At 56.7% G+C, this 19,867-nt stretch carries 16 protein-coding genes and 3 tRNA genes; 5 read left to right on the forward strand and 14 right to left on the reverse strand.

Annotated elements, in window-relative coordinates; all coding sequences use genetic code 11:
• Positions 1-47: 47 nt before the first annotated feature.
• Positions 48-689 carry an ATP-dependent Clp endopeptidase proteolytic subunit ClpP gene (gene clpP / locus POR16_RS15980; protein ID WP_002552734.1) on the reverse strand — a complete coding sequence of 214 codons (642 nt, stop codon included), beginning with the start codon at positions 687-689 and terminating at the stop codon, positions 48-50.
• 91 nt (positions 690-780) lie between these two features.
• Positions 781-2,091: a trigger factor gene (gene tig, locus POR16_RS15985; protein WP_005897302.1), complete on the reverse strand. Its 1,311-nt coding sequence runs from the start codon at positions 2,089-2,091 to the stop codon at positions 781-783.
• A gap of 857 nt (positions 2,092-2,948) precedes the next feature.
• Here tig and POR16_RS15990 point away from each other — a divergent pair.
• Complete coding sequence (locus tag POR16_RS15990; RefSeq protein WP_005897304.1) at positions 2,949-3,428, forward strand: hypothetical protein; 480 nt, start codon at positions 2,949-2,951, stop codon at positions 3,426-3,428.
• Between the two features lie 134 nt (positions 3,429-3,562).
• Here the strand turns inward: POR16_RS15990 and POR16_RS15995 are convergent.
• From POR16_RS15995 to POR16_RS16005, 3 genes are all read right to left on the reverse strand, one after another.
• Positions 3,563-3,647 (reverse strand) — tRNA-Leu (locus tag POR16_RS15995).
• Positions 3,648-3,702: 55 nt separating this feature from the next.
• Positions 3,703-3,778: transfer RNA gene (locus tag POR16_RS16000), tRNA-His, on the reverse strand.
• A gap of 52 nt (positions 3,779-3,830) precedes the next feature.
• Positions 3,831-3,907, reverse strand: a tRNA-Arg gene (locus tag POR16_RS16005).
• Positions 3,908-4,200: 293 nt separating this feature from the next.
• Here POR16_RS16005 and folD point away from each other — a divergent pair.
• Positions 4,201-5,055: a bifunctional methylenetetrahydrofolate dehydrogenase/methenyltetrahydrofolate cyclohydrolase FolD gene (gene folD / locus POR16_RS16010; RefSeq protein WP_005897307.1), complete on the forward strand. Its 855-nt coding sequence runs from the start codon at positions 4,201-4,203 to the stop codon at positions 5,053-5,055.
• A gap of 62 nt (positions 5,056-5,117) precedes the next feature.
• Here folD and POR16_RS16015 read toward each other — a convergent pair whose 3' ends face one another.
• The 6 genes from POR16_RS16015 to POR16_RS16040 form a co-directional block, all read right to left on the reverse strand.
• Complete coding sequence (locus POR16_RS16015; protein WP_024668887.1) at positions 5,118-6,890, reverse strand: ABC transporter substrate-binding protein; 1,773 nt, start codon at positions 6,888-6,890, stop codon at positions 5,118-5,120.
• A gap of 84 nt (positions 6,891-6,974) precedes the next feature.
• Positions 6,975-7,247, reverse strand: a complete 273-nt coding sequence (locus POR16_RS16020) for a DUF2160 domain-containing protein (protein ID WP_005897313.1) — start codon at positions 7,245-7,247, stop codon at positions 6,975-6,977.
• 12 nt (positions 7,248-7,259) lie between these two features.
• Positions 7,260-8,060, reverse strand: a complete 801-nt coding sequence (locus tag POR16_RS16025) for a carbohydrate ABC transporter permease (RefSeq protein WP_003376266.1) — start codon at positions 8,058-8,060, stop codon at positions 7,260-7,262.
• Between the two features lie 10 nt (positions 8,061-8,070).
• Positions 8,071-8,937 carry a carbohydrate ABC transporter permease gene (locus POR16_RS16030; protein WP_005897316.1) on the reverse strand — a complete coding sequence of 289 codons (867 nt, stop codon included), beginning with the start codon at positions 8,935-8,937 and terminating at the stop codon, positions 8,071-8,073.
• Entirely contained in the window at positions 8,930-10,045 is a 1,116-nt protein-coding gene (locus POR16_RS16035; RefSeq protein WP_005897318.1) for an ABC transporter ATP-binding protein, read from the reverse strand. Before POR16_RS16035 ends, POR16_RS16030 begins: the two co-directional genes overlap by 8 nt.
• Positions 10,045-11,139 carry an ABC transporter ATP-binding protein gene (locus POR16_RS16040; protein WP_024668890.1) on the reverse strand — a complete coding sequence of 365 codons (1,095 nt, stop codon included), beginning with the start codon at positions 11,137-11,139 and terminating at the stop codon, positions 10,045-10,047. The genes POR16_RS16035 and POR16_RS16040 overlap by 1 nt, the downstream gene beginning before the upstream one ends.
• A gap of 309 nt (positions 11,140-11,448) precedes the next feature.
• Between POR16_RS16040 and POR16_RS16045 the strand changes: the two genes are divergently transcribed.
• Positions 11,449-13,302 carry a sigma-54-dependent Fis family transcriptional regulator gene (locus tag POR16_RS16045; protein ID WP_005897326.1) on the forward strand — a complete coding sequence of 618 codons (1,854 nt, stop codon included), beginning with the start codon at positions 11,449-11,451 and terminating at the stop codon, positions 13,300-13,302.
• 302 nt (positions 13,303-13,604) lie between these two features.
• Here the strand turns inward: POR16_RS16045 and cysS are convergent, their stop codons facing one another.
• Complete coding sequence (cysS, locus tag POR16_RS16050; protein ID WP_005897329.1) at positions 13,605-14,987, reverse strand: cysteine--tRNA ligase; 1,383 nt, start codon at positions 14,985-14,987, stop codon at positions 13,605-13,607.
• Between the two features lie 24 nt (positions 14,988-15,011).
• Positions 15,012-16,706: a glutamine--tRNA ligase/YqeY domain fusion protein gene (locus POR16_RS16055; protein WP_005897332.1), complete on the reverse strand. Its 1,695-nt coding sequence runs from the start codon at positions 16,704-16,706 to the stop codon at positions 15,012-15,014.
• Positions 16,707-16,913: 207 nt separating this feature from the next.
• Here POR16_RS16055 and POR16_RS16060 point away from each other — a divergent pair, with 207 nt between their 5' ends.
• Together POR16_RS16060 and lpxH are read left to right on the forward strand one after the other, a co-directional pair.
• Positions 16,914-17,417: a peptidylprolyl isomerase gene (locus tag POR16_RS16060; protein ID WP_005897336.1), complete on the forward strand. Its 504-nt coding sequence runs from the start codon at positions 16,914-16,916 to the stop codon at positions 17,415-17,417.
• Complete coding sequence (gene lpxH / locus POR16_RS16065; RefSeq protein WP_005897340.1) at positions 17,414-18,160, forward strand: UDP-2,3-diacylglucosamine diphosphatase; 747 nt, start codon at positions 17,414-17,416, stop codon at positions 18,158-18,160. The genes POR16_RS16060 and lpxH overlap by 4 nt, the downstream gene beginning before the upstream one ends.
• 153 nt (positions 18,161-18,313) lie before the next feature.
• Here the strand turns inward: lpxH and POR16_RS16070 are convergent, their stop codons facing one another.
• Positions 18,314-19,852, reverse strand: a complete 1,539-nt coding sequence (locus tag POR16_RS16070; protein ID WP_005897343.1) for a DHA2 family efflux MFS transporter permease subunit — start codon at positions 19,850-19,852, stop codon at positions 18,314-18,316.
• Between the last annotated feature and the right edge of the window lie 15 nt (positions 19,853-19,867).

Raw genomic sequence — 19,867 nt, forward strand, 5'->3', positions numbered from 1 at the left:
AAGTCCGCAGGCGGTCGGTTGTGCCGACCCCCTACATTTTGAGCTGCTTAGGCAGGCATTTGACGCTTGTTGATCACGGAGTCGATCAGGCCGTATTCAGCCGCACGCTCTGCGCTCATGAAGTTGTCACGCTCGGTATCACGCTCAATGGTTTCAAGGCTCTGACCGGTGTGATGCGCCAGCAGCGAGTTGAGGCGATGACGAATGTGCAGGATTTCCTTGGCATGGATGTCGATATCCGACGCCTGACCCTGAAAACCGCCCAACGGCTGGTGAATCATCATCCGCGAGTTAGGCAGGCAATGGCGCTTGCCCTCGGCACCGCCGGCCAGCAGGAATGCACCCATGCTGCAAGCCTGACCGATACAGATGGTCGAAACGTCTGGCTTGATGAACTGCATGGTGTCGTAGATCGACATGCCTGCAGTCACCGAACCGCCCGGCGAGTTGATGTAGAGATGGATATCCTTGTCCGGGTTCTCCGCTTCAAGGAAAAGCAGTTGCGCCGCGATAAGGTTGGCCATGTAGTCCTCTACCGGGCCCACCATAAAGATGACTCGCTCCTTGAGAAGGCGCGAATAGATGTCATAGGCGCGTTCGCCACGGGCGGACTGCTCGATAACCATCGGGACCAGGCCGCCAGCGGCCTGGATGTCAGAGTTCTGCTGAATATAAGAATTGCGGGACATGTCCTGCATTCACTCCCAAATAGTCGAGTCTTGAATACGCACAAGCCAGCGCGAAGGCTGGCTTGTGGGTGTTTTCGCACGAAAAGAGAAATCAGTCGGCTTTTGGAGCTTCCACCGGCTTGACAGCTTCTTCGTAGGAGACCGATTTGTCGGTCACGCTAGCTTTCTGCAAAACAGTATCTACAACTTGCTCTTCAAGTACAACAGAACGTACTTCGTTCATTTGCTGCTCGTTCTTGTAGTACCACGCCACGACCTGCTCTGGCTCCTGGTAGGCGGACGCCATTTCCTGGATCATTTCGCGGACACGAGCGTCATCAGGCTTGAGATCAAACTGCTTCACCACCTCGGCAACGATCAGGCCTAGCTCGACGCGACGCTTGGCTTGCTCTTCGAACAGCTCTGCAGGCAGCTGATCGGGCTTGATGTTGCCGCCGAACTGCTGAACAGCCTGAACGCGCAGACGGTTGACTTCGTTTTCCAGCAGCGACTTGGGCACTTCGATCGGGTTGGCGGCCAGCAGACCATCCATTACCTGATTCTTGACCTTGGACTTGATCGCCTGACGCAGCTCGCGCTCCATGTTCTTGCGAACTTCGGTGCGGAAGCCATCGATACCGGTTTCCTTGATACCGAACTGCTTGAAGAATTCTTCGTTCAGCTCAGGCAGCTTAGGCTCGGAAACCGTGTTGACGGTCACAGTGAACTCGGCAGCCTTGCCAGCCAGCTCGAGGTTCTGGTAATCCTCGGGGAAGGTCACGTTCAGAACGCGCTCTTCACCGGCCTTGGCGCCAACCAGACCGTCTTCAAAGCCCGGGATCATGCGACCGGAGCCCAGCACCAGCTGGGTAGCGGTAGCGGAACCGCCAGCGAATACTTCGCCGTCGACCTTGCCCACGAAATCGATGTTCAGCTGGTCTTCGTTCTGGGCGGCGCGATCGGTCACCTCAAAACGGACGTTCTGCTTGCGCAGCACTTCCAGCATGTTGTCCAGATCACTGTCAGCCACGTCGGCAGACAGGCGCTCTACCGCGATGGTATCGAAACCGGCAACGGTGAATTCCGGGAATACTTCGAAAGTAGCCACGTATTCCAGGTCTTTGCCTTTTTCGAAAGACTTTGGCTCTACAGCAGGAGCGCCGGCCGGGTTCAGCTTCTGCTCAACCACAGCTTCATAGAAGGTAGCCTGAATCAGATCGCCCAGTGCTTCCTGACGTGCGCCGTCTTCGTAACGCTGACGGATAACGCTCATCGGTACCTTGCCAGGACGAAAGCCCGGGATCTTGGCTTTGCGCGCGGTCTGCTGCAGACGCTTGTTGACTTCAGTCTCGATGCGTTCGGCAGGCACGCCAATGGTCATGCGGCGCTCAAGAGCGGAAGTATTTTCAACAGAAACTTGCATGGATATTCCTCGTTGCACAGACGTTAGCCGGCCGTTTCCGACCCCAGAATCAAGGGCATGCATTCTAGTGGGTCAAACTCAAGAAGTCACCCTACTGAAAAGGGTGGATTAAGAAGAAGGAACCAGCCGGCAGCCGGAGGACAAAGGGAAATACCCGGAACCACTCGCGACGCGTCTGGCACGGCTTCTATATAAAGAAGCATCCATACCGGACAATGACCGACTCCTTCTACACAGCACGTTTCGCTCGACCAACGGCAAATGACCGGCCCAGCGAAACGGTAAACGAATACGTTGAAACAAAAAAACCGCTCAAGGCGGCTTTTTTCAGCTAAAGCATTTTCAATCAAGCCATTGCATTCGGGCAGCTGCACAACTGGAAATCAACCAGCCGCCTGCTGGAAGAGGCTTTACCCTCAACACTGCAAATCAATGACTTTTTGCGGTACTGGCCCAATAGCACAGTGCAGCCTTCAGACTGATTCAACCCGGCGCGCATCGTACACAACGCAGCCGGGGTACGCCACCCATTGCAAGCAATTGAACAGATTGAAAATTTCCGGCCAACTAATCTTGTGCCCCTGCGAAGAGGAACCTTTGCAGAACAGCGACAGCCGCACAGCACAAACGCTCGATACTGCCCTGACACCTTAAGCACCATTGAAACGCTCACCCACACGGCAGATGCACCTTGATTGGCAAAGAGTGACAGATGCTGCATCACCGGCACGATCAATCGTTCTCGCAGCGGCAGTGCGCCCTGCTTACTCTGCCAAACCCTTGTGCAGCAAAGCTGATCGCCCCATAATCCCGGCGCTGACACTGCCGCGGCAACTCAAAATCACCCAGGAAAGACCATGTACAAAATGATTGCTGCTTTAGGTTTTCTCGCCATGACTTCAGCAACCCTCACAGGGTGTAATGAAAAAGAAGGCAGCAAAGAAACGGCAGCAAACACCAAAACCACTCATTACTCTTCCGACAAATGCGCGATTGACTCAATCGGTGGAAAGACTGGCGCAACGGTATATGTCGCCAAAGGCATGGTCACGTTCATCGGATGGGCGATCGATACCGCCCACCAAAGCGCACCACAGGAAATAAGACTTCGTCTGACCGGCTACAAGGGAACCCCTGTCACCTTCAAGGACCCGTCCATCATTGACCGTCCGGATTTGATAAAAGTATTCGGCAATGAAAAGCTTCTGAAATCAGGCTTTTCATTCACGGCAGATTTGTCCTCGCTGGAGTCCGGTGGTTACAGCGTAGTCACCGAAATCCCGGGCGAAAACTCTTCCCTTCTTTGCCAGACGAAAGTACTGCTTGTCATTGAATAACCAGCACGAGACCTGCCCAGCCTGCTGGGCAGCGAAATAACTGAAAATAAGAAATTCGACAAAACAAAAAGCCCGCACTGGGCGGGCTTCTCTGGGCTTTTGCGGTTTTCAATGAAACCTGGCAAAAGTAAATCTGGTGCGGACGGAGAGACTCGAACTCTCACACCTTGCGGCGCTGGAACCTAAATCCAGTGTGTCTACCAATTCCACCACATCCGCATTTCAAACTTTTAAAGCAAAAGCGCCAGACTATGAATCTGGCGCCCTTTGAATATGGGGTGGACGATGGGGTTCGAACCCACGACCGCAGGAGTCACAATCCTGTGCTCTACCAACTGAGCTACGCCCACCATATTGCATGTGACATGTGCATCTTACTTGCTGTGCCAAAGCTGCCTTGAATGGCGCACCCGGCAGGACTCGAACCTGCGACCATCCGCTTAGAAGGCGGATGCTCTATCCAGCTGAGCTACGGGCACTTATATAATTTGTATTCTTGCGATAACAAACTAAAGGGCTTTCAATCACACCGAGCTGATTTGCAACTCTGCCTGACCTTATCAACCAGTGCTAGCTTAACCAGTGCTGGGCTCTGCCCGGCAAGTGCGACGAATCTTATAGACGGCCCCTGGGGTCGTCAACCTTTTTTTGAAAAAAATTCAGCTAGATAAAGGGGTTAGCGGAATTTGCAACGCATGCGCCTTTGCCCTCGCGCCATGTCATGCGAGAATGCGCGCTCATTTTATTTCCTCTCGATGGTTAATCACGCGTCATGACTGCAAAACTAATCGACGGCAAAGCGATCGCCGCCAGCCTGCGCCAGCAGATCGCCAAACGTGTCGCCGAACGTAGCCAGCAAGGCTTGCGTACGCCGGGCCTCGCGGTGATTCTGGTGGGCAGCGACCCCGCCTCTCAGGTTTACGTTTCGCACAAGCGCAAAGACTGTGAAGAAGTCGGCTTTATTTCCCAGGCCTACGACTTGCCCGCCGAGACCACTCAGGTGGCGCTGACGGATCTGATCGACCGTCTCAATGAAGACCCCGCTGTGGACGGCATTTTGCTGCAACTGCCTTTGCCTGCACACCTCGATGCGTCCCTGCTGCTGGAACGCATTCGCCCGGACAAGGATGTGGACGGTTTCCACCCTTACAATGTCGGTCGCCTCGCCCAGCGAATTCCGCTGCTGCGCCCGTGTACGCCGAAGGGCATTATTACCCTGCTGGAAAGCACCGGTGTCGACCTGTACGGTATGGATGCCGTGGTGGTTGGCGCGTCGAACATCGTCGGTCGCCCGATGGCAATGGAACTGCTGCTGGCGGGCTGCACCGTCACCGTAACCCACCGATTTACCAAGGACCTGGCAGGCCATGTGGCCCGTGCCGATCTGGTGGTGGTTGCCGCGGGCAAGCCCGGCCTGGTCAAGGGCGAATGGATCAAACCCGGCGCCATTGTGATCGACGTCGGCATCAACCGTCAGGAAGATGGCAAGCTGGTGGGCGACGTGGTGTACGAAACCGCCCTGCCCCGCGCCGGCTGGATTACCCCGGTCCCTGGCGGCGTTGGCCCGATGACCCGTGCCTGCCTGCTGGAAAACACGTTGTATGCGGCGGAAACCCTGCACGACTGATCAGCACGCGCCCAATAAAAACGGCACCTCAAGGGTGCCGTTTTCATGACATCCAAAACACCTTACTTCTTGCCATCTTCCCAGCTTTTCAGCAGGTCCGAATAGGCAATGGTTTCACCCTTCGGTTTCTCGTTGGCCAGCTTGCGTTGCGGCGCAAGGAACTTGCCACCGCTTTGCTCTGCCTTGGAGTACCACTCTTCTGCAGTCGTCTCAGGATTCATCTTCGGCGCACACTTGCTGGCTTCCTGAACCTTGGAACGCTCGATGCGCGTCATGATTGCATCCTGATCCTTGGCCAGACCATCCAGCGCCTGCTGAGCGGTCTTTTCGCCAGTGACCGCTTCGGCAACGTGGCTCCACCACAACTGAGCCAGCTTCGGATAATCAGGCACGTTGGTGCCGGTTGGCGACCATTGCACACGAGCCGGGCTGCGATAGAACTCCACCAGACCACCCAGTTTCGGTGCCAGCGCGGTCATCTCCTTGGAGTTGATGTCAGACTCGCGAATCGGCGTCAGGCCGACGATGGTTTTCTTCAACGAAACACTTTTGGAGGTCACAAACTGCGCGTACAGCCAGGCCGCCAGACGCTTTTTCTCATCGGACGACTTGAGGAAGGTCCAGGAGCCTACGTCCTGATAACCGAGCTTCATGCCTTCTTTCCAGTAAGGACCCTTCGGCGACGGCGCCATGCGCCATTTCGGCGTGCCATCGGCATTCATGACCGGCAACCCGGGCTTGGTCATGTCAGCGGTAAAGGCGGTGTACCAGAAGATCTGTTGCGCAACGTTACCCTGCGAAGGCACCGGACCGGATTCGGAGAAGGTCATGCCCGCCGCTTCCGGCGGCGCATAGGCTTTCAGCCAGTCAATGTATTTCTGGGTGGCGAAGACTGCTGCTGGTCCGTTGGTGTCGCCGCCGCGGGTGATGCTGGAACCGACCGGATGGCAGTCTTCGACGCGGATGCCCCACTCGTCCACTGGCAGGCCGTTAGGCAGGCCCTTGTCGCCGCTGCCCGCCATGGAGAACCAGGCATCAGTGAAGCGCCAGCCCAGCGAGGGGTCCTTCTTGCCGTAATCCATGTGGCCGTAAACTTTCTTGCCATCGATTTCCTTGACGTCTTCGCTGAAGAATTTGGCGATGTCTTCATAGGCTGACCAATTGACCGGAACACCCAGCTCGTAGCCGTATTTGTCCTTGAATTTCTTTTTCAGGTCAGGACGTTCGAACCAGTCGGCCCGAAACCAGTAAAGGTTGGCGAACTGCTGATCGGGCAGTTGGTAGAGTTTGCCGTCAGGCGCAGTAGTGAATGACGTGCCGATGAAGTCTTTCAGGTCCAGCGTAGGAGAAGTGACTTTACTGCCTTCCGGGCTGGCCATCAGATCGGTCAGAGAAAGCGCCTTGCCGTACCGGAAGTGTGTACCGATAAGGTCAGAGTCGTTCACCCAGCCGTCATAGATGCTTTTGTCCGACTGCATGGCCGTCTGCAGCTTTTCGATCACATCACCTTCTTGCAGCAAATCGTGAGTGACTTTGATGCCGGTGATTTCAGTGAATGCCTTGGCCAGGGTTTTCGATTCGTACTCGTGGGTGGTCAAGGTTTCCGACACCACCTTGATGTCCATGCCTCGGAACGGCTCAGCGGCCTTGATGAACCACTCCAGCTCTTTCAACTGCTCAGCATCGGAAAGCGTACTCGGCTTGAATTCACTGGCCGCCCACTTCTTCGCCGCATCCTCGTATTGATCCGCCCATGCCGACACACTCAACCCGCTGAGCATGATCATGGTTGCCAGCGTCACGCTATGTTGCAGCTTGTTTTTCTTATTGAACATAGTCATCTCCAGTGTTGCTTTTATGTAGTCCCGCTTTCGAATACTGCCGACCGGATCACTTCGGTAATCGCGCCCGGCCGCCCTCTAACCCCACCGCATCACCACCAACAACCACACCAGGGATATCCCTGAAGCGATCCAGATACTCCATTCAGTGACACCGATCACCAGCAGATGCAGGTAAGCGCTGCCCAAAAGCCCGATGAACAAGCGATCGCCACGCGTGGTGACAATCGGCAGGAAACCTCGACGCTCAATGCTGGCCGAGCGCAGTTCCCATACGGTCATGCCCACCAGCAACAACCCGATACCGATAAAGAAAGCTGCCGTTGGCAGTGTCCAGGACATCCACTCCATTTTCCCGACTCCTCAGACACGACCAAGAGCAAAGCCCTTGACCACGTGGTTGCGAACAAACCAGATCACCAGCATGCCCGGCAGGATGGTCAACACCCCTGCCGCTGCCAGCACCCCCCAATCGATACCCGATGCTGACACCGTGCGGGTCATCACCGCGGCAATCGGTTTGGCGTTGACCGATGTCAGAGTGCGCGCCAGCAGCAACTCGACCCAGGAAAACATGAAGCAGAAAAATGCAGTGACGCCGATGCCCGAGCCAATCAGCGGGATGAAAATCTTCACGAAGAACTTGGGGAAACTGTAACCGTCGATGTAGGCGGTTTCGTCAATTTCCTTGGGAACGCCGGACATGAAGCCCTCCAGAATCCATACCGCCAGCGGGACGTTGAACAGGCAGTGCGCCAGAGCAACGGCGATGTGCGTATCAAACAGCCCGATAGACGAATACAGCTGGAAAAACGGCAGCAGAAACACTGCCGGTGGCGCCATGCGATTGGTCAGCAGCCAGAAAAACAGGTGCTTGTCGCCAAGAAAACGATAGCGTGAAAAGGCATAGGCTGCCGGCAAGGCGACGCTCAGCGATATCACCGTATTCAGGCACACGTAATACAGCGAATTGAGGTAACCGCTGTACCAGCTCTCGTCGGTGAAGATCACCTTGTAATTGGCCAGGGTGAAGTCCTGCGGCCACAGGGTCAGGCCGCCGAGGATCTCGGTATTGGTCTTGAACGACATGTTGACCAGCCAGTAGATCGGCACGAGCAGGAACAGCAGGTAAATCCACAGCGGTATGATTTTTCGCAGACTCATGACCAGCCCCTCAATTCTTTTCGCTGTGAGTCATGGCGGTGTAAAACACCCATGACACCAACAGAATGATCAGGAAGTACACCAGCGAGAACGCCGCCGCAGGCCCCAGGTCGAACTGACCAAGCGCCATCGTGGTCAGGGTCTGGCTGAGGAACGTGGTGGAGTTGCCCGGACCGCCACCGGTCAGCACGAACGGCTCGGTGTAGATCATGAAGCTGTCCATGAAACGCAGCATCACTGCGATCAGCAGGACACTTTTCATCTTTGGCAACTGAATGTGTCGGAAGATTGCCCAGCCGGAAGCACGATCAATACGCGCCGCCTGGTAGTACACATCCGGGATGGCACGCAGGCCTGAATAGCACAGCAGCGCGACCAGCGAGGTCCAGTGCCAGACATCAATGATCAGCACTGTCACCCAGGCATCAGACGCATTGGCGGCGTAGTTGTAGTTGATGCCCAGCACGTTGTTCAACGTGTAGCCCAACAGACCGATGTCGCCACGCCCGAATATCTGCCAGATGGTGCCGACCACGTTCCACGGAATCAGCAGCGGGATGGTCATCACGATCAAACATAACGACGACCAGCGGCCTTTGGTGGGCATGGTCAGGGCGATCGCAATGCCCAGCGGAATTTCGATCAGCAACACGCAGCCCGAGTAAATGAACTGGCGCAACAGCGAATCGTGCAGGCGCGGGTCCTGTAGGACCTGTCTGAACCAGTCGGTGCCGACGAAATAGCGGCTGGACTGGTCGAAGATGTCCTGCACCGAATAGTTGACCACGGTCATCATCGGAATGATGGCGCTGAATGCAACCAGCAGAAACACCGGCATCACCAGCCACCAGGCTTTGTTGTTCTGCACTTTACGCATGAGGCACCTCACTCGCAGGACCAGCTTCAAGCAGGTAATCATCGGCATACAGCATCAGCCACTGCCCCGGAAAACTGATCCAGGCTTGACCTTGCGGCACCGGTTTGTCTTCCTGCAGACGAACTTTCAGTAACTGACCGGCCAGCTTCAGGGTGATGATCTTGTAGGTGCCAAGGTCCTCGACGTAAGTCACGTCAGCGCACATCGCATCGTCGTAAGGCCCGTCCCAGACATGCACGAACTCTGGACGAATGCCCACTTTCAGGATTTTCCAAGAGGTATTGGCGAGCTTTTGCTGCAGCGACTCAGGCAGCGGCAAATGAATATCGGCAAAACCGACCCCACCTGGTTGAGGCGTGACGTCAATCAGATTCATGCCGGGGCTGCCGATGAAATAACCGACAAAGGTGTGGGAAGGCTTTTCAAACAGCTCGCGGGGAGTGCCAAACTGGACGATCTGCCCGCCATACATCACTGCGATCTTGTCGGCGAAGGTCGACGCTTCCAGTTGATCGTGGGTGACGTAGACCATAGTGATGTTGAACTGCTCATGAATCTGTTTGAGCTTGCGCCGCAGCTTCCACTTCAGGTGCGGGTCGATGACTGTCAGCGGCTCGTCGAAAAGGATCGCCGAAACGTCATCGCGGACCAGCCCGCGCCCCATGGAAACCTTCTGCTTCTCGTCCGCCGACAGGTTGCGTGCCTTTTTCTTCAGCAGCAATTGCAAGTCCAGCACGTCAGCGATTTCGTTGACCTTGGTGAGAATTCTTGCTTCGTCCATGCCCTGATTGCGCAAGGGAAAGGCCAGATTGTCGAACACAGTCATGGTGTCGTAGATCACCGGAAACTGGAAAACCTGAGCGATATTGCGCCGCTCCGGCGGCAGCTCGTTGACTACCTTGGAGTCGAACAGCACTTGCCCTTGGGACGGACTGAGCAAGCCCGAAATGATGTTGAGCAATGTCGATTTGCCACATCCGGAAGGGCCCAGCAGCGCGTAAGCCCCGCCCTGCTCCCAGACATGGCTCATTTCCCGAATCGCATAGTCATCCGGACCGGGTTTGGCGCTGTAGCTGTGCGCCAGGTTCTGCAAACGGATCTCGGCCATCAGGCAACCCTCGCCATGCGCAGGCCCGGCGCCTGAATCAGGCCGCCCTGCAGATCGAATACAAATAGTTTGTGGGTCGGGATGTACACCCGGATCGACGCATCAACGTCGTAGGCATGCACGCCAGGCAGGTGCAGGACCAGCGAAAACAGTTCGTTGCGCACATGCAGGAAGGTTTCCGAGCCGCTGATTTCTGCCAGTTCGACCGTCACGGCCAGTTCCAGATCGTCGTCGTTGGAGGGCACCAGGCTCAAATGACTGGGGCGTACCCCGAAGCGGTAGTCGCCATCGCCGACTGCGCGCAAATCGACGTTGAGCGGGAAATGCACAAAATTGGCGAAGCTGACTTCATTGCCTTCTATGCGCCCCGGCATCAGGTTGATAGGTGGCTCGGAGAACAATTCGGCGGCCAGCACTGTTGCCGGGCGATGGTAAACCTCAGGGGTCTTGCCGCTTTGTACCACTCGACCTTCATGAAGAATGGTGGTCGTACCGCCCAGCGCAAGCGCTTCATTGGGCTCGGTGGTGGCGTAGATAGCGATGGTATGACGGGCCGCAAACAGCTCGCGCATCTCCTGACGCAGCTCTTCGCGCAACTTGTAGTCAAGGTTGACCAGGGGCTCGTCGAACAGGATCAGCTCGGCATCCTTGACCAGCGCCCTGGCCATTGCGGTGCGCTGCTGCTGGCCGCCGGACAGTTCCAGGGGGTGGCGTTGCAGGAATTTCTCGATGCGCAGCATCTTCGCGGTTTCCTGCACGCGGCTGTGTATCACCTCTTTGGAAAGGCCGGCCTGACGCAGGGGAGATGCGATGTTTTCGAACACCGTCATGCTGGGGTAATTGATGAATTGCTGATAGACCATCGAGACATTGCGCAGACGAACCGGGCGGTTTGTGACATCGACACCGTTCATCAGCACCCGCCCGCTGTCAGGCTTGTCAAGCCCGGCCATAAGGCGCATCAGGCTGGTCTTGCCGGACAAGGTTCGCCCCAGCAAAACGTTGAATGATCCTGGCTCGAAGCTCAGGGAAGCGTTGTCGATCCATACCTGACCATCGACCGCGCGACTGACATGCTCCAGCGTGAGTGACATGGCGTGCCCTTTTGTTGTTTTTTTGTAAGGGTGAATGCGTGACTGATTGCAGATAGCGACATTCGTGCCAGGTCAGCAACTCTCCCGCCGAGGCGCGAAACAGAGCGATCACCCGTATTTACGGGATGTTCACGGCGTGAAAGCAACTTCGTAGCTGAACAAAAATGAACAGTAAATAATGAACAACTGAACAAAATGAACATTGACTTTGAACAGTTCTGAACGACACTGGACGAACGTTGCGGGCAAGGATGGTCACGCTGACGGGACTAAAAACAAAAACAACACGTCATATTCGCAGGCATCCTCATGTCTCAATCCAGCGCTTCGATTGCCCACGACATCATCATTCAGGATTCATGGACCCGCTGTCTGGACTTCGGTCTCAGCCATCAGACGCGCCCATCGTTCGGCCAACTGCCGGGCGCTGATGTTTCACGCCTGCTGGAGCGCCATCACGCGTTGGTGCAAACCACCCATCAAGAGGTGCTGCCGGTCTATGAAAACATCCTCAGCAACTCCAACTGCCTGATCCTGCTGGCAGACGCCCAAGGTCAATTGCTCAAGTCATGGGGCACTCAGCGCTTCGTCGAGCCCTCGCAGACCCAAGGGTTCATGGCTGGCGCCAGCTGGAGCGAACGCGGCACGGGCACCAACGCGATCGGCACCGCACTTGCCTGCGAGCAGGCCATCCATATAGAGCCTGACGAACACTTTCTAAAAGCCAATCGCTTCATGACTGGGTCTGCGTCACCGATCTTCGATGCCGAACGCAGAATCATTGCCGTGCTGGATGTATCCAGCGACAGCTTCCTGCCGCCCTCGCACACACTGGGCATGGTCAAGATGATGAGCCAGTCAGTGGAAAACCGTCTGATCCTCGATCAGTTTCGCGACACCCATTTCCAGTTGATTTTCAACACCGGCCTGAACAATCTCGACAGTCAGTGGGCGGGCCTGCTGATCTTCGATGAAAGCGGCCGGATTCTCTGTGCCAATCGTCGCGCTGACAATTTGCTGGGCGCCAGGCTGTCAGGGGTCAATATCGAAACGCTGTTCAAGTGCCCTATTCTGCAACTGCTCAGCGAAACAGAAGCTCGGCCGTTCGCGCTGCATGCATTTGGCAACAATCGGTTTCAATGTTTGCTCAAGCGCCCATCCCGCAAGCCGCTCAAACTGCATAGCGTTCAGCAAGCTCAGGCGCCTGTTGCGCCAAGAAGCCTGGACCTCGAGGCGATCAGCCTGGGTGATGCAAAAGTCGAGAAAGCCGTGTTTCAAGCCCTGCGCCTGCAGGAAAAAGACATCCCGCTGCTGATCCATGGCGAAACCGGGGTCGGCAAGGAAGTCTTCGTCAAAGCGCTGCATCAGGCAGGCTCAAGGGCCAGCCAACCGTTGATCGCCGTCAACTGCGCGGCCATTCCGGCTGAGTTGGTCGAGGCCGAGCTGTTTGGCTACGAGCGAGGCGCGTTCACCGGCGCCAATCAGAAAGGCAGCATCGGGCTGATTCGCAAGGCCGACAAAGGCACGCTGTTTCTCGATGAAGTCGGCGACATGCCTCTGTCGGTGCAAGCGCGTCTGCTGCGCGTGTTGCAGGAACGCTGTGTTCAGCCGTTGGGCAGCAGCGAGTTGTATCCGGTTGACGTCAGACTGATTTCTGCCACCAATCGCAGCCTGCGCGAACAGGTACTGGCGGGGCACTTTCGTCAGGATCTGTATTACCGGATAAGCGGCCTGAGCATCGAGCTGCCGCCCTTGCGCGAACGCACCGATCAACAGGCGTTGATCCAGCGTATCTGGGAACGACACCGAGAGCCGCATCAGCGGGCGGGTTTTTCCAGAGATGTCCTCGAGCTGTTTGAGCGCCACCCCTGGCCGGGCAACCTGCGCCAGCTCAACAGCGTGATTCAGGTAGCACTTGCGCTGGCGGACGAGCAGCCGATCAGTGCCGAACATTTGCCAGAAGACTTTCTGCTTGATGCACGAGCGGATGAAGAATGCAGTGACCTGGCCAGTACCCAGGAATCCGCCGTGCGCCTTCACTCGACGCCAGACCTCGGCCAACTGTTTCAAGCGGCAGGCGGGAACATTTCACAGCTGGCCAAACGTCTGGGAGTCAGTCGCAATACGCTGTACAAGCGGTTGCGTGAACAGAGGATCGTTTAGTTTTTGGCGCTCGTGCCAATGTTTTGCGTCATACAAAACATACAAAAATATGGAGGACAGCGAAAAGAGGGCTTTTGTGGGAGCGGGACTTGTCCACGAAAAAGCCGCTACATCCTCCAAAAATACATCGCTGAACTACCGCTTTCGCGGAAAAGTTCGCTCCCACGCCGCGCAGAAGCCTGAAATCCCTATAGTCCAGGCACTTCAGGACTTGTGTACAGCGCTGAGCGTGGGAGTTGTAAGACCGAAGATAAATTATTACCCGGCAGGCAGAGTTCCTTTCCGGGCTCGGCCTGCCTCGATCAGTCCGCCAGACGCCAGGTCGTGCCGCCCTTGCCATCTTCCAGCAGCACGCCCATGGCGGTGATCTGGTCGCGGATTCGGTCAGATTCGGCCCAGTCCTTGGCTGCACGCGCCGCCAGACGCGCCTGAATCAGCGCCTCTACTTCTGCCGCATCGACACGCCCTTCTGCACCGGCACGCAAAAAGTCGTCGGCTTCCAGTTGCAAGACCCCCAACACGCTGGCCAGTTGCTTCAAACGCGCTGCAAGCCCCGCTGCTGCAGGCACATCGGATTCGCGCAGGCGGTTGATCTCGCGGACCATCTCGAACAGCACTGCACAGGCTTCAGGCGTACCAAAGTCATCGTTCATGGCAGTACTAAAACGCTCGACGAACGCCTCGCCACCCGCAGGGGCGGCTACCGGCAAGCCCCTGAGCGCGTGATAGAAGCGCTCCAGCGCTGCTTTAGATTCACGCAGACTGTCTTCGGAATAGTTGATCGCGCTGCGGTAATGGCTCGACACCAGCAGGTAGCGCACCACCTCCGGGTGATACTTCTCCAGCACGTCGCGAATGGTGAAGAAGTTGTTCAAGGACTTGGACATCTTCTCGCCATTGATACGAATCATGCCGCAGTGCAACCAGGCATTGGCGTAAGGCTTGCCGGTAGCCGCTTCACTCTGGGCGATTTCGTTTTCATGGTGCGGAAACTCGAGGTCGCTGCCGCCGCCATGAATGTCAAAGGTGTCACCCAGGCAGCAGGTGGACATCACCGAGCATTCGATATGCCAGCCCGGACGCCCGGCGCCCCATGGCGATTCCCAGCTAGGCTCGCCGGGCTTGACGCCTTTCCAGAGCACGAAGTCCAGAGGATCTTCCTTGGACTCGTCCACTTCGATACGCGCACCGATGCGCAGGTCTTCGATCTTTTTGCGCGACAGCTTGCCGTAACCCTGAAACTTGCCAACCCTGTAATACACGTCGCCGTTACCCGGCGCGTAGGCATAGCCCTTGTCGATCAGGGTCTGGATCATGGCGTGCATGCCGGGAATATGGTCGGTGGCACGCGGTTCCATGTCCGGCTTGAGGATGTTGAGGCGCGCCTCGTCCTCATGCATCGCATCGATCATGCGCGCCGTCAGGGTATCGAACGACTCACCGTTATCACGCGCACGGTTGATGATCTTGTCGTCAATGTCGGTGATGTTGCGTACATAGGTCAGCTCATAACCGCTGAAACGCAACCAGCGGGTGACCAGATCGAACGCGACCATGCTGCGCCCGTGGCCCAGGTGGCAGTAGTCATACACGGTCATCCCGCAGACATACATGCGTACCTTGTTGCCATCCAGCGGTTTGAAAACTTCTTTGCTCTTGGTGAGCGTGTTGTAGATAGAAAGCACTGGCTCCCCCTCAAACGTACAGCATCAGGTCCAGGAATCCCGCAACGTCACCGTGCGGTTGAAGACAGGTCGACCAGGCTTCGAGTCCTTGATGTCCGCGCAGAAATAACCCTCGCGTTCAAACTGGAAACGGTCTTCCGGTTGCGCTTGCCCAAGTGAAGGCTCGGCACGACAACCGGTCAGTACTTGCAGGGAATCCGGATTGATATTGTCCAGGAAGCTCGCCCCGTCTTCGGCTTTTTCCGGGTTCGGGGAACGGAACAGGCGATCGTACAGACGCACTTCGCATTCAACGCTCTCTGCCGCTGGCACCCAGTGAACCACGCCTTTGACCTTGCGGCCTTCGGGGTTCTTGCCCAGGGTGTCAGGGTCGTAGGAGCAACGCAGCTCGACGATGTTGCCGTCAGCGTCCTTGATTGCCTCGTCGGCACGAATCACATAACTGCCGCGCAAACGCACTTCACCATTGGGCTCGAGGCGCTTGTAGCCTTTAGGTGGCTCTTCCATGTAATCGTCGCGATCAATGTAGATCTCCCGGGAAAACGGCAGCTCGCGCATGCCCAGATCTTCTTTCGGGTGACGCGGCAGCTCCAGCTTCTCGACCTGGCCTTCCGGGTAGTTGGTGATCACGACCTTCAGCGGTCGCAACACGCACATGGCGCGCGGGGCGCTGTGGTCCAGGTCATCACGGATGCTGAACTCGAGCATGCCGAAATCGACCACGCCGTCGGAGCGGTTGGTGCCGATCATTTCGCAGAAGTTGCGAATCGACTTCGGCGTGTAACCACGACGACGGAAGCCCGACAACGTCGACATGCGAGGATCATCCCAGCCATTGACGTGTTTCTCGTCGACCAGTTGCTTGAGCTTGCGCTTGCTGGTGATGGTGTAGTTCAGGTTCAGACGCGAGAATTCGTACTGACGCGGCTTGCACGGCACCGGCAGGTTATCGAGGAACCAGTCATACAGCGGACGATGGCTTTCGAACTCCAGGGTGCAGATCGAATGGGTGATCCCTTCAAGGGCATCCGACTGACCGTGGGTGAAGTCATAGATCGGATAGATGCACCACTTGTCACCGGTCTGGTGGTGATGCGCATGACGAATGCGGTAGATGATCGGGTCGCGCAGGTTCATGTTTGGCGAGGCCATGTCGATTTTGGCGCGCAATACACGAGCACCGTCTTCGAATTCCCCAGCTTTCATGCGCGCGAACAGGTCGATGTTTTCTTCGACGCTGCGCTCGCGGAACGGGCTGTTCTTGCCTGGCTCAGTCAGAGTGCCGCGGTATTCGCGAGCCTGCTCCGGGGTCAGATCATCGACATAGGCCTTGCCGGACTTGATCAGCTCGACCGCCCAGTCGTGCAGTTGATCGAAATACTGCGAGGCGTAGCGCACTTCGCCGGCCCACTCGAAACCCAGCCACTTGACGTCACTCATGATGGCGTCGATGTATTCCTGGTCTTCCTTGGCCGGGTTGGTGTCGTCAAAACGCAGGTGCGTATCGCCACCGAACTCCTGTGCCAGACCGAAATTCACGCAGATCGACTTGGCATGGCCAATGTGCAGGTAACCATTGGGCTCCGGCGGAAAGCGCGTCACGATTTTGCTGTGCTTGCCCGAATCCAGGTCGGCCTGCACGATCGGACGCAGGAAATTGGTCGGTACGGCGGGGCCTGCCTTTGAATTGGCAGCGGGTTCTGGAGTGGGCTTGCTCATAAGATCCTTGGGCATACGTGCGCGGCCAGGGTAGGCCGACTAAATCAAAGCGCTTATCATAGCCGAAGCTGTCAAGTCCCTGACAACAGACTGCGTATTTGACGGCATAAAAGCTGCAAAAGCGCTGAAAAATGTAACCTCGTCTGTAAACTGCGCGTCAGGGTCATAATGTGCCCATTCATGCATGACTAGAGAGCGACTTTCCAAATGTCCAAAGTAAAGCTGACCACCAACCACGGCGACATCGTTCTGCAACTGAACGCAGAAAAGGCGCCACTGACCGTAGCCAACTTCCTCGAGTACGTTAACGCTGGCCACTACGAAAACACCGTTTTTCACCGCGTGATCGGCAATTTCATGATCCAGGGTGGCGGTTTCGAGCCTGGCATGAAAGAGAAGAAAGACAAGCGCCCAAGCATCCAGAACGAAGCCGACAACGGCCTGCCGAACAAGAAGTACACCGTCGCCATGGCCCGCACCATGGAGCCGCATTCGGCCTCTGCGCAGTTCTTCATCAACGTGGCTGACAACGCCTTCCTGAACCACAGCGCCAAGACCAATCAGGGCTGGGGTTACGCTGTTTTCGCCGAAGTGATCGAAGGCACAGAAGTTGTCGACAAGATCAAAGGCGTCTCCACCACCAGCAAAGTCGGTCACCAAGATGTACCGTTAGAAGACGTGATCATCGAGAAAGCCGAGATCGTTGAGTGATACTGCTGATCTCCGATCTGCATCTTGAACAGGAGCGCCCGGACATTACCCGGGCGTTTCTGGATCTCCTTGCTGACCGCGCCCGCATTGCCGAGGCGCTGTACATCCTTGGGGATTTTTTTGAAGTCTGGATCGGTGACGATGCAATGTCGCCGTTTCAGCTTTTAATATGCAAGGCCCTGCGCGACTTGAGCGACAGCGGCACACGAATTTTTCTGATGCATGGCAACCGTGACTTCATGATCGGCAAGGGGTTCTGCAAGGCAGCGGGTTGCACCCTGCTGAGCGATCCCAGTGTTGTGCAGTTGAACGGCGAGCCGGTGCTGTTGATGCACGGCGACAGCCTGTGCACTCGCGACGAAGGTTACATCCGGATGCGCCGCTACCTGCGCCATCCGCTGACGCTGTTCATACTGCGCCATCTGCCGCTGGGTACTCGCCACAAGCTGGCGCGCAAGCTGCGTAACGAAAGCCGCGCCAAAACCAGCATGAAAGCCAACGATATCGTTGACGTGACCCCGGACGAGGTGCCGAGGATCATGCAACAGTTTGGCGTGCGCACTCTGATACATGGGCATACCCACCGCCCGGCAATTCATAAATTGCAGATCGGCGACCAGGCCGCCAAACGCATCGTGCTGGGTGACTGGGACCGTCAGGGCTGGGTGCTGCAGGTCGATGAACAGGGCATGAACCTCAGCTCATTCGATTTTGTGCCCGAGACGGTTGCGCTGCTGAACTGAGGTGGATTGGTGCTCGGCTCAGGTTCTCGCTCCCAAGCCCCGCGTTGCAGCGCCTTTCGTCACGCTCTGCGTCACACGGCGGTTCTGCGTCGCCAGTACCATCGTGGTCGAAAAGCACTTCTTTGGCAGCGGCTGCACGTAACGCATAAAAAACTAGTGCCCTCCCGCAGTCGCGGGTCCGGCCTTGGCGGCGAACGGTGGCTTGGCCAGCCAGACCAGCAGCATAAGACCGGCAAAGATCCAGCCCAACAGGTAGAAGTAATCCACCGTGGACATCATGTAAGCCTGCGCATTGAGAGTCCGTTCCAGTTGCGCATAGGCCTGCGGGCTGGCGCCGCCCAGGCTGTCGAGGGCGTGGCGGGTGGCCGGGTCGAAAGTGCTGATATTTTCACTCAGGTAGGCATGGTGCTGGTTGGCGCGACGGATCCAGATCCAGGTGGTCAGAGAGGCTGCGAAGCTTCCGCCCAGAGTCCGCAGAAACGTCGCCAGCCCCGAGCCATCGGCGATCTGATCAGGCGGTAAATCGGACAGCATGATGGTCAGGGTCGGCATGAAGAACAGTGCCACACCGATGCCCATGAACAGCTGCACCATCGCCACGTGCTCAAAATCCACGTCGGTATTAAAGCCTGCACGCATGAAGCAACTCAGCCCCATCGCCAGAAACGCCAGCCCTGCCAGCAAGCGCAGATCGAATTTGTGCGCGTACTTGCCGACAAAGGGTGACATCAGCACCGGCAGGATGCCGATCGGTGCCACCGCCAATCCGGCCCAGGTAGCGGTGTAGCCCATTTGGGTCTGCAGCCACTGCGGCAATATCAGGTTGATGCCGAAGAAACCGGAATAGCCACCGATCATCACCAGCGTACCGATGCGAAAGTTGCGGTAGGCAAACAGCCTCAGGTTGACGATGGGGTGCTTGTCGGTCATTTCCCAGATCACGAAGAACGTCAGCGCGACCACGGAAATCAATGAACCACACAGGATGAAATTCGATTCGAACCAGTCCAGGTCATTGCCCTTGTCGAGGATGACCTGCAACGCACCGACGCCCACTATCAACGCCAGCAAGCCGATATAATCGAGTGGCTGGCGGGCTGTGCTGACCGGTCTTTTGGCCATTTGCGTACGCACCACTATCACAGCGAACAGGCCGATCGGGATATTGATGAAGAAGATCCACGGCCAGCTGTAACTGTCGGTAATCCAGCCGCCCAGAATCGGCCCGGCGATTGGCGCAACCACCGTCACCATCGCCAGCAACGCCAATGCCATCCCCCTCTTCGCAGGTGGGTATACCGCGATCAGCAGTGTCTGGCTCATCGGATACAGCGGCCCGGCCACCATGCCCTGTAACGCGCGAAAACCTACCAGTTCAGGCATCGACTGGGAAATACCGCACAGGAACGACGCGATCACGAACAGGATGGTGGCCCACAGAAACAGTTTGACCTCACCAAACCGACGGCTCAGCCAGCCGGTCAGCGGCAGTGCGATTGCGTTGCTGACAGCAAACGAGGTGATGACCCAGGTGCTCTGCTCCGAGCTGACCCCGAGGTTGCCTGCGATGGTCGGCAGCGCCACGTTGGCAATGGTGGTGTCGAGCACCTGCATGAAGGTCGCCAGCGACAAGCCGATGGTACACATCAACAGGCTCGGCGGCGTAAAAGAAGCGGGGGCGTTGTTGCTCATCGCGAATCCCTGGAA

It is taken from the genome of Pseudomonas coronafaciens pv. oryzae str. 1_6 (genome assembly GCF_000156995.2).
In the GTDB taxonomy this organism is placed as follows: Bacteria; Pseudomonadota; Gammaproteobacteria; order Pseudomonadales; family Pseudomonadaceae; genus Aquipseudomonas; species Aquipseudomonas tremae.